Origin of the sequence: Thermobacillus sp. (genome assembly GCF_003390775.1) — a bacterium.
Taxonomy (GTDB): Bacteria; Bacillota; Bacilli; order Paenibacillales; family Paenibacillaceae; genus Thermobacillus; species Thermobacillus xylanilyticus.
On sequence record NZ_QEWA01000027.1, the window covers coordinates 61,085 to 70,489 of the forward strand.

Genomic DNA, 9,405 nt, shown 5'->3' on the forward strand with positions numbered 1-9,405 from the left:
CAACGAACGATGAAACTGCACGAGCTCAAGCCGGCAGAAGGTTCCCGCAAGGCACCGAAGCGTGTGGGTCGCGGGATTGCCAGCGGCAACGGCAAGACGGCAGGCCGCGGCCACAAAGGTCAGAACGCACGTTCCGGCGGCGGTGTACGCCCGGGCTTCGAGGGCGGCCAAAACCCGCTGTACCGTCGTCTGCCGAAGCGCGGTTTCAACAATCGGTTCCGCAAGGAATACGCGATTGTCAACATTGAGGAACTGAACCGCTTCGAGGCTGGAACCGAAGTTACGCCCGAACTGCTCATGTCGCAAGGGATTGTGAAAAATCCTCTGGCGGGCATCAAAATTCTCGGCAACGGCGAGATCAAGGTCGGCCTCACCGTGAAAGCGAACAAGTTCTCTCAATCTGCGGTAGAGAAAATCCAGGCTGCCGGCGGTAAAACCGAGGTGATCTAATGTTCAGGACCCTGTCCAACATCTGGAAAGTGGAAGATCTTCGCAAACGGATCTTGTTCACGCTGATGATCCTGATCGTCTACCGGATCGGCTCGTTCATTCCGGTACCGAACATCGATCGAGACACGCTGATCGAGGCAACCAAAGGCGGCAGCGATATTTTCGGGCTCTTGAACACGTTCTCCGGCGGCGCGCTCTTCCAGTTCTCGATCTTCGCGCTCGGGATCATGCCGTACATCACGGCATCGATCATCGTGCAGCTGCTCAGCATGGATGTCATTCCGAAATTCGCCGAATGGGCGAAAGAAGGCGAGAACGGGAAGCGCAAGCTGGCGCAGATCACCCGTTACGGCACGGTCATCCTGGGTCTGATCCAGGCGTTTGCGACGTCGATCGGCTTCCAGAATCAGTACGGGATGGTCATTGATCCGAGCTTTACGACCTATCTGGTGATCGCGATCGTCCTGACGGCCGGCACGGCCTTCCTGATGTGGCTCGGTGAGCAGATCACGGAGAAAGGCATCGGCAACGGGATTTCGATCATCATCTTCGCGGGCATCATCGCGGGAATCCCGGGCGCGATCCGGACGATCTACGCTTCCGAGTTCGTGGAGAACGATCAGCTGTTCCTGAGCATCGTCAAGGTGCTGCTCATCTTGATTGCGGTCGTGGCGATTGTCGTCGGGGTCATTTTCGTACAGCAAGGCGTGCGGAAAATCCCGGTCCAATACGCGAAGCGGATCGTCGGCCGCAAGATGTACGGCGGCCAGTCGACGCACATCCCGCTCAAGGTGAACAGCGCCGGCGTCATTCCGGTCATCTTCGCGATCTCGCTTCTGATGTTCCCGGTCACGATTGCCACGTTCTGGCGGGGCAAGCAATGGGCAGAGTGGGTCATCGCCAACCTGTACTATGACCAGCCGCTCGGCATGGTGCTGTACGTGATCCTGATCATCGGCTTTACGTTCTTCTACACGTTCGTGCAGATCAACCCGATCCAGATGGCGGATCAGATGAAGAAGAACGGCGGCTATATTCCGGGCATCCGTCCGGGCAAACCGACGTCAAGCTATATCACCCGTGTCATTACGCGGATCACGCTCTTCGGCGCGATCTTCCTGGCGGCCGTTTCGATCCTGCCGGTATTCTTCGGCGCCATTTCGGGTCTGCCCCGTTCGGTGCAGCTCGGCGGCACGTCGCTTCTCATCGTTGTCGGCGTTGCGCTCGACACAATGAAGCAGATCGAAGGCCAGCTGATCAAGCGCCATTACAAAGGGTTCATCAACAAGTGATCGGCACGGGTCAGGCAGCCGGAACTCGCACGGCGTACGCCGCGCGCGGGTCCGGGCCTATTCTGCTTAAAGTGAGGAACTGCGAATGAACATCCTGTTTATGGGGCCTCCCGGCGCGGGCAAAGGCACTCAGGCCGAGCGGATTGTCGCGGAATTCGGCATTCCGCATATCTCGACCGGCGATGCTTTCCGTCTCGCCATGAAGGAAGGAACGCCGCTTGGCCTGAAAGCGAAGGAATATGTCGACCAGGGGCTTCTCGTCCCGGACGACGTGACGAACGGCATTGTCCGCGAACGGCTGCAGCAGGATGACTGCAAGCGCGGCTTCCTGCTTGACGGGTATCCGCGCACGCTGGCGCAGGCGGAAGCGCTGGACGGCATGCTGAAGGAATCCGGACGCCGCATCGACCATGTGATCAGCCTGGTCGTCGACCGCGACATGCTGCTGAAGCGGCTCACCGGCCGGAGGATCTGCAAATCGTGCGGCGCAACGTATCACATCCTGTTCAACCCGCCGAAGCAGGAAGGCGTCTGCGATAAATGCGGCGGCGAGCTGTACCAGCGCTCTGACGATACGGAGGAGAAAGTCGGCACACGGCTCGACGAGTATCTCTCGAAGACGGAGCCGCTTCTCCGCTATTACCGGGATCAAGGACTGCTGCGGGAGGTCAACGGCGAGCAAGAAATCGACGCGGTCACCGCGCAGATCACCTCGATTCTGAAGGGGCAAGCGGAATGATCGTCTGCAAATCTGCAGCCGAACTGGAATACATGAGGGAAGCCGGACGGATCGTGGCGGAGACGCACCGCCTGCTCAAGCAGGCGATCAAGCCCGGCGTAACGACCGCCGAGCTTGACAAGCTGGCTGAAGAGTACATCCGAAGCCAGGGAGCCGTACCTTCCTTCAAAGGCTACAATCAATTTCCTGCCAGTATCTGTGCTTCTGTGAACGACGAGTTGGTGCACGGCATTCCGGGTCCGCGCGTGCTGAACGAAGGCGACATCATCAGCATCGACATCGGCGCGCAGTTCCAGGGTTACCACGGCGATTCCGCCTGGACGTATCCCGTCGGGGAGATTTCCGAGGAACACCGGAGGCTGCTCGAGGTGACGGAACGATCGCTGATGGAAGGCCTGAAGCACGTCAAGGCCGGCGTTCGGCTCTACACCGTATCGCATGCGATTCAGCGGGTCATCGAGGAGGCGGGCATGTCCGTCGTCCGCGAATATGTCGGCCACGGCATCGGCACGCGGCTCCACGAAGAGCCGCAGATTCCGAACTACGGCATCCCCGACCGCGGTCCGCGGCTCAAGCCCGGCATGACGCTGGCGATCGAACCGATGGTCATCCTCGGCGAGCGGTACGTCCGCACGCTGGAGGACAATTGGACCGTCGTCACCGTGGACGGCACATGGTGCGCGCACTTCGAGCATACGGTCGCGGTGACCGAAGACGGTTGCGAGATTCTGACCGTCGTGCGCGATTAGCGCGGCGGCCGGCTGTAGAAGGATGGTGACGGCCATGCGACCGGAACCTGAAATCGGAAGGTTGGTCCGCATCCTGCGCGGCAAAGACCGGGGCGGCCATGCGGTGATCGTCGGAATCGTAGACGAGCGGTTCGTGCTCATCGCCGATGGCGGCGGCCGCAAGTTCGAACGTCCGAAGAAAAAAAATGTCCTGCACCTGGAATTTCAACCCGCTGTCAGCAGCGAAGTCGCGGAGAGCATCAAGCTGACGGGCCGGGTGACGAACGCCAAACTCCGTTATGCCATTCAGAAGTATATTGAGCGGAAAGGAGAATGACTGTGGCGAAAGAAGACGTCATTGAAGTCGAAGGTACGGTTATCGAACCGCTGCCCAACGCCATGTTCAGGGTGGAACTGGAGAACGGACACCAGATTCTCGCCCACGTATCCGGCAAACTCAGAATGCATTTCATCCGCATCCTGACGGGTGACAAGGTCGTCATCCAACTGTCGCCCTACGATCTGACCCGGGGTCGGATCACGTATCGGAAATAGCCCGCGGCTCAAGGAAGCGCCGGCACATTCGGGAGGGAAACGAACATGAAAGTAAGACCTTCGGTGAAGCCGATTTGCGAAAAATGCAAAGTCATTCGTCGCAAGGGCAACGTGATGGTCATCTGCGAAAATCCGCGCCACAAGCAAAAACAGGGATAACGAAGGAGGGATAGACGAATCATGGCACGCATAGCTGGTGTAGACCTGCCGCGGGACAAACGCGTGGTGATCGGCCTGACGTACATTTACGGCATCGGCAAGTCGACGGCCCAGAAGATTCTGGCCCAGAACGGGATCGACGAGAACACCCGCGTGCGCGATCTGACGGAAGACGAAGTGAACCGTCTGCGCGACACGATCGACAAGCTGAAAGTGGAAGGCGACCTCCGCCGCGAAGTCTCGCTGAATATCAAACGGTTGATTGAGATCGGCTGCTACCGGGGCATTCGTCATCGCCGCGGTCTTCCCGTCCGGGGTCAACGGACGAAGACGAACGCGCGGACGCGCAAAGGTCCTCGCCGTACGGTAGCGAACAAGAAGAAGTAATGAGGGGGGATAACTGAAAATGGCCAGAGCAGCAGCGAAGAAGACGGTGCGCACGAAACGCCGCGATCGCAAGAATATCGAATCCGGTGTTGCGCATATCCGTTCCACGTTCAACAATACGATCGTCACGATCACGGATCCGCACGGCAACGCCATCTCCTGGGCAAGCGCCGGCAACCTCGGCTTCAAAGGTTCCCGGAAAAGCACGCCGTATGCGGCGCAGATGGCAGCCGAAGCGGCAGCGAAAGCCGCAATGGAACACGGCATGAAGTCTGTTGAAGTCATGGTCAAAGGTCCGGGCGCGGGCCGCGAAGCGGCGATCCGTTCCCTGCAAGCCGCAGGCCTCGAAGTGAATCTGATCAAGGACGTCACGCCGGTTCCGCACAACGGCTGCCGCCCGCCGAAACGTCGTCGCGTATAGTGCTCAAATGCCTGTGGTATCAAAGATTTGCAACTTGTGAATAATGGTTGTGATGGATTGGTATACTACATGGTTTTGAGCCGGTCCGCGAGCGGTGCCGACCGGCCGGCGGCCGGTCTGAAAGGTACGGCACGGAGCGACGTTGAAGGAGGGTTAAACCGTGATTGAGATCGAAAAGCCGAAAATCGAAACCGTAGAGCTGAGCGAAGACGGCACGTACGGAGCCTTCGTTGTCGAACCGCTGGAGCGCGGTTACGGAACGACGCTCGGGAATTCACTTCGCCGCATACTGCTCTCGTCTCTGCCTGGGGCGGCTGTCACGTCGGTACAGATCGACGGCGTGCTTCACGAGTTCTCGACGATTCCGGGCGTATATGAGGATGTCACCGAAATCATCCTGAACCTGAAGAAGCTGTCGCTCAAAATTCATTCCGACGAGGAGAAAGTGCTGGAGATCGACGCGGAAGGCGAAGGTACGGTTACGGCCGGCGACATTCGCGCGGACAGCGATGTCGAGATTCTCAACCCTGATCTTCACATTGCAACGCTGGCATCCGGCGCTCGGCTTCACATGCGCATATTCGCCAACCGCGGCCGCGGCTACGTTCCGGCTGACCGCAACAAACGGGAAGATCAGCCGATCGGCGTCCTGCCGGTTGACTCGATCTATACGCCGATTACCCGCGTCAACTACACGGTGGAGAATACGCGCGTCGGCCAAGTGACGAACTATGACAAGTTGACCCTCGAAGTATGGACCGACGGCAGCATCCGTCCCGAAGAGGCGGTCAGCCTCGGCGCGAAAATTTTGAACTCGCATCTTGAACTGTTCGTCGGCCTGACCGACGAGGCGAAAGATGCCGAGATCATGGTCGAGAAGGAAGAGGACAAGAAGGAGAAAGTGCTCGAGATGACGATCGAGGAGCTCGATCTTTCTGTCCGCTCCTACAACTGCCTGAAACGGGCTGGCATCAACACGGTCCAAGAGCTGATCACGAAGACCGAAGAAGACATGATGAAGGTCCGCAACCTCGGCCGCAAGTCGCTTGAGGAAGTGCAGGAGAAGCTCGCGGAACTCGGACTCAGCCTCCGGCAGGAAGACTGACGACACCAGCAGCGGCAGCATACGCACCAAAGGAGGGGAAAAGACGATGGCTTACCAGAAACTCGGGCGCGACTCGAGCGCGCGGAAGGCGCTGTTCCGCGATCTCGTGACCGACCTGATCCTGTACGAGCGCATCCAGACGACGGAAGCGAAAGCGAAAGAAGTCCGTTCGATCGCGGAGAAGCTCATCACGAAAGCGAAGAAAGGCGATTTGCACGCCCGTCGTCAAGCTGCGGCATTCGTGCGGCGCGAGACGGTGAACGGCGAGCAGGACGCCCTTCAGAAACTGTTCTCCGAGCTTGCCACCCGTTACGCTGAACGTGCGGGCGGATACACGCGGATCCTGAAGCTGGGTCCCCGCCGCGGGGATTCGGCGCCGATGGTTTACCTCGAACTGGTCGACCGGATCTGAGGCAGAAGAGAAAGGGTGGCGAAGGCGCCGCCTTTTTTTCTTTCTGCCTGCGCCCGGGGAGGGCGGGCCCGCACCCGCTGAACGCAGACGAAGCGGACGGCGGATTGCGCCGCTCCACCGCCCCCGCTGCCGCAGCAGAAACAGGCACTTGTCCTGTCATGCAGAGTATGGACGCCCCGCGCTCCAGCTATGCGGAGCCTGGAATGGTGTTTCGCTCATCGCGTATGGAGGTTCGGCATGCGGCAGACGGCGGGAAACGGCCGGCGGATGGATAATTTTTTGAAACATGCGGCGGGTTGAGCGGTTACGGGCGGAAGGAGAGAGCGGAAGATGCGGAATATCGCGCTGATCGTCAGCTACGACGGCACGGCGTACCGGGGATTCCAGACGCAGCCGGGAGGCGGCACGATCCAGGACGAGCTGGAACGGGCGATTCGCAGTCTGACCGGGACGGACATCCGGGTCGAGGGGTCCGGGCGGACGGATGCGGGCGTTCACGCGCTCGGCCAGGTCGTCAATTTCCGGACGGAGACGCCGATTCCGATCGAGAAGTGGGCGCTCGCGCTGAACGGCAGGCTGCCGGACGACATCATCGTGCGCAGCGCGCATGAGATGCCGGAAGATTTCCATGCCCGCTATTCGGCCATCCGCAAGACATACCGCTATTCGATCTCGACGGGGAAATTTCCGGAGATTTTCACCGCCCGCTATCGTTATCACCACTATCGGCCGCTGGATGAGGACGCGATGCGGGATTCGCTGAAGTTTTTCGTCGGCGAGCATGATTTCACCGCGTTCAGTTCGGCGGGGGCGCCGCGGAAATCGAACGTCCGCACGATCTACGAAGCCCGGCTCGAACGGGACGGCGGCGATCTTCATCTCTACCTGACGGGCAGCGGTTTCCTGTACAACATGGTGCGGATCATCGCGGGCACGCTGATCGAAATCGGCGAAGGCAAGAAGGCGCCCGGCCATATCCCGGCCATTCTGGAAGCGAAAGACCGGAATATGGCCGGTCCGAAGGCGCCGGCGCAGGGACTTGCCCTGTGGCGGGTCGAGTATCCGCCAGCCTATGAAGCGATTCTGTCGGTCGATCCGGCGGAATGAAACAATAGGCCTTGCAGAGCAAGACATCCTATAGTAGAATATAACTTGTGCTTTCTTGGTGGCTATCCCACGGCCCCGGCCAAGAGAGAACGCTTGTTTTCGCATGTTCTACGCAGCAATGGCATGTGATCGCGGCGCGGTCCCGACGCCATTTCGGGTACGCCCCGCAACGTTGACACGAACTGACATACCGGATACGAAATTTGGAATAGACGGCAAGCCGCGCTCTCGGGCGCGCAGCAATCGGAGGAGGACATAAGCATGCGTACTACGTACATGGCCAAGCCGAACGAAGTCGAACGCAAATGGTACGTCATCGACGCGGCAGGCCAGACGCTCGGCCGTCTGGCGAGCGAAGCGGCCGCACTGATCCGCGGCAAGCACAAGCCGCAATTCACGCCGCATGTGGACACGGGCGATTTCGTCATCATCGTGAATGCGGACAAGGTGCATCTGACCGGCAAGAAGCTGCAGAAGAAGAAATACTATCGTCACTCGGGATACCCGGGCGGACTGAAAGTGACGACGGCAGGCGACATGCTGAAGAACAACCCGGCTCGCATGGTCGAGCTCGCCGTGCACGGCATGCTGCCGAAGAACCGGCTTGGCGAAAGACTCAAGCTGAAGCTGAAAGTGTATGCGGGTCCGGAGCATCCGCATCAGGCGCAGAATCCGCAAGTCTACGAACTGAAGGGTTAATTCCTAAGGGAGGACAGGTTCATGGCTCAAGTACAATACTACGGAACCGGCCGCCGCAAAACGTCGACCGCGCGCGTCCGCCTCGTGCCGGGCGAAGGCCGCATCATCGTCAACAAGCGCGACCTGGATTCGTATTTCGGCCAAGAGACGCTGAAGCTGATCGTCAAGCAGCCGCTGGCGCTCACCGATACGCTGAACAAATATGACGTCATCGTCATCGCCAACGGCGGCGGCACGACCGGTCAAGCCGGCGCCATCCGCCACGGCATTGCACGCGCCCTGCTGAAAGCCGATCCGGAATTCCGGCCGGCGCTGAAGCGCGCAGGGTTCCTGACGCGCGATCCGCGCATGAAAGAACGGAAAAAATACGGTCTCAAAGCGGCACGCCGCGCGCCTCAATTCTCGAAGCGCTGAGCAACCGCCGCATCGAAGCCTCTCCGGCCTCCGGAGAGGCTTTTTTGTATTTATAAATGGATAAACATGCGCAAAAGCATCGGTTTGAACAATATCCGCAGTTGTCGTTTTACGCTAACCATCATATACTAGAGTTAAAGCATAGAAAAGAACTAGGAATGCTGAGTGGAGGTACGGACGAATGAATCTGCTCGAGAAAGAAGCGCTGATAGCCGAAAAGGCGGTGAGCCTGGAGCACGAATCCCCGGAGGCGATCCTGAAGTTTGCCGTCGAGACGTTCCCGAATATTGCGTTCGCCTGCAGTTTCGGAGCGGAAGATGTCGTCATCGTCGACATGCTGCAGAAGATCAGCCCGCAGACCGACATTTTCTATCTGGATACGGATTTCCACTTCAAGGAAACGTACGAGACGCGCGACCGGCTGGAGCAGAAGTACGGCAAGAAGTTCATCCAGGTGAAGCCGGATCTGACGCCGGAGGAACAGGCGGCCAAGTACGGCGAGGAGCTGTGGAAATCGGATCCGAACAAGTGCTGCAATCTGCGCAAGGTGGAGCCGCTCTCGAAGTTTCTGGCCGGCTATGAAGCCTGGATCACCGGCATCCGCCGCGATCAGGCGCCGACCCGCGCGAACGCGAAGAAGATTGAATACGATGCGAAATTCGGCCTCGTGAAGTTCAATCCGCTCGCAAGCTGGACGTCGGACGATGTCTGGAATTACATTCGCGCGAACGATGTCATTTACAACCCGCTGCACGACCAGAACTATCCGAGCATCGGCTGCGCCTATTGCACGCGGCCGGTCATGCCGGGCGAAGATCCGCGCGCTGGTCGCTGGGCCGGCACGAACAAGACGGAGTGCGGGCTGCACAAATAATACAGAAAACATTCCGGAGCGTGCGCCGGATCACCGGAGCGCTTCGGCATATTCAAGCAGGGA

15 protein-coding genes are annotated in these 9,405 nt (G+C 59.1%); all 15 read left to right on the forward strand.

Features of this window, described 5'->3' with window-relative positions; genetic code table 11:
* Positions 1-9: 9 nt before the first annotated feature.
* The 15 genes from rplO to C6W55_RS03820 all read left to right on the forward strand — a co-directional run bounded on the left by rplO (position 10) and on the right by C6W55_RS03820 (position 9,342).
* Positions 10-450 carry a 50S ribosomal protein L15 gene (gene rplO, locus C6W55_RS03750; protein ID WP_015253307.1) on the forward strand — a complete coding sequence of 147 codons (441 nt, stop codon included), beginning with the start codon at positions 10-12 and terminating at the stop codon, positions 448-450.
* Positions 450-1,742: a preprotein translocase subunit SecY gene (gene secY, locus C6W55_RS03755; RefSeq protein WP_015253308.1), complete on the forward strand. Its 1,293-nt coding sequence runs from the start codon at positions 450-452 to the stop codon at positions 1,740-1,742. The genes rplO and secY overlap by 1 nt, the downstream gene beginning before the upstream one ends.
* An 85-nt stretch (positions 1,743-1,827) precedes the next feature.
* Complete coding sequence (locus C6W55_RS03760; protein ID WP_015253309.1) at positions 1,828-2,481, forward strand: adenylate kinase; 654 nt, start codon at positions 1,828-1,830, stop codon at positions 2,479-2,481.
* Complete coding sequence (map, locus tag C6W55_RS03765) at positions 2,478-3,230, forward strand: type I methionyl aminopeptidase (RefSeq protein ID WP_015253310.1); 753 nt, start codon at positions 2,478-2,480, stop codon at positions 3,228-3,230. Before C6W55_RS03760 ends, map begins: the two co-directional genes overlap by 4 nt.
* 34 nt (positions 3,231-3,264) lie before the next feature.
* Complete coding sequence (locus C6W55_RS03770; protein ID WP_015253311.1) at positions 3,265-3,546, forward strand: KOW domain-containing RNA-binding protein; 282 nt, start codon at positions 3,265-3,267, stop codon at positions 3,544-3,546.
* A gap of 2 nt (positions 3,547-3,548) precedes the next feature.
* A complete protein-coding gene (infA, locus tag C6W55_RS03775; protein ID WP_015253312.1) occupies positions 3,549-3,764 on the forward strand; it encodes a translation initiation factor IF-1 in 216 nt (71 codons plus the stop codon).
* A gap of 45 nt (positions 3,765-3,809) precedes the next feature.
* The gene (gene rpmJ / locus C6W55_RS03780) at positions 3,810-3,923 is read left to right on the forward strand and encodes a 50S ribosomal protein L36 (RefSeq protein ID WP_015253313.1); all 114 of its coding nucleotides are present in this window, start codon (positions 3,810-3,812) and stop codon (positions 3,921-3,923) included.
* 21 nt (positions 3,924-3,944) lie between these two features.
* On the forward strand, positions 3,945-4,310 hold the full coding sequence (gene rpsM, locus C6W55_RS03785) for a 30S ribosomal protein S13 (protein ID WP_015253314.1): 366 nt from the start codon (positions 3,945-3,947) through the stop codon (positions 4,308-4,310).
* A 19-nt stretch (positions 4,311-4,329) separates the two neighbouring features.
* Positions 4,330-4,731: a 30S ribosomal protein S11 gene (rpsK, locus tag C6W55_RS03790; protein ID WP_015253315.1), complete on the forward strand. Its 402-nt coding sequence runs from the start codon at positions 4,330-4,332 to the stop codon at positions 4,729-4,731.
* A 160-nt stretch (positions 4,732-4,891) separates the two neighbouring features.
* On the forward strand, positions 4,892-5,836 hold the full coding sequence (locus C6W55_RS03795) for a DNA-directed RNA polymerase subunit alpha (RefSeq protein ID WP_015253316.1): 945 nt from the start codon (positions 4,892-4,894) through the stop codon (positions 5,834-5,836).
* 46 nt (positions 5,837-5,882) lie between these two features.
* On the forward strand, positions 5,883-6,248 hold the full coding sequence (rplQ, locus tag C6W55_RS03800; RefSeq protein ID WP_015253317.1) for a 50S ribosomal protein L17: 366 nt from the start codon (positions 5,883-5,885) through the stop codon (positions 6,246-6,248).
* Positions 6,249-6,578: 330 nt separating this feature from the next.
* Complete coding sequence (gene truA / locus C6W55_RS03805) at positions 6,579-7,355, forward strand: tRNA pseudouridine(38-40) synthase TruA (RefSeq protein WP_015253318.1); 777 nt, start codon at positions 6,579-6,581, stop codon at positions 7,353-7,355.
* 261 nt (positions 7,356-7,616) lie between these two features.
* The gene (rplM, locus tag C6W55_RS03810; protein WP_015253319.1) at positions 7,617-8,054 is read left to right on the forward strand and encodes a 50S ribosomal protein L13; all 438 of its coding nucleotides are present in this window, start codon (positions 7,617-7,619) and stop codon (positions 8,052-8,054) included.
* A gap of 21 nt (positions 8,055-8,075) precedes the next feature.
* Positions 8,076-8,468, forward strand: a complete 393-nt coding sequence (gene rpsI, locus C6W55_RS03815; protein WP_015253320.1) for a 30S ribosomal protein S9 — start codon at positions 8,076-8,078, stop codon at positions 8,466-8,468.
* A gap of 181 nt (positions 8,469-8,649) precedes the next feature.
* Entirely contained in the window at positions 8,650-9,342 is a 693-nt protein-coding gene (locus C6W55_RS03820; RefSeq protein WP_286891531.1) for a phosphoadenylyl-sulfate reductase, read from the forward strand.
* Positions 9,343-9,405 lie beyond the last annotated feature (63 nt).